1 protein-coding gene is annotated in these 331 nt (G+C 54.1%); it reads right to left on the reverse strand.

What is annotated here, in order from left to right; genetic code table 11:
• Positions 1-72: 72 nt before the first annotated feature.
• On the reverse strand, positions 73-331 hold a 259-nt coding region (locus ALO43_RS31150; RefSeq protein ID WP_217999771.1), incomplete at its 5' end, for a hypothetical protein.

The following is a 331-nucleotide window of genomic DNA, read 5'->3' on the forward strand; positions in this document are numbered from 1 at the left end:
ACAATACTTTACGTACAGAGCCTAGGCTGCGCTGCAGACATTGCTGGGGTTGCGCGCCACGATTTGGCTTGCTCACATTTCGTGGCGCGTGACAAAGTAGCCACCTGCCATACCGAAATGGGAAGTCAGGGAGTTTGAAGCGGTGGGACGTTTAGCGCTTATTCGGGATTCGGTCATGAAAAACAGGATGTTTGCAATTCTCACAGTGCTGGCCATGCGGGTGCTTGCCGCCAAAACACCGCTCTCTGTGGTACCTGATACAGAGGCACAATATTTTGCTGGAGCGGGACACAAGGCGATGACCGGAAGGTAACCACAACGCGGGCCGAAG

This window comes from Pseudomonas tremae, from assembly GCF_001401155.1.
In the GTDB taxonomy this organism is placed as follows: Bacteria; Pseudomonadota; Gammaproteobacteria; order Pseudomonadales; family Pseudomonadaceae; genus Aquipseudomonas; species Aquipseudomonas tremae.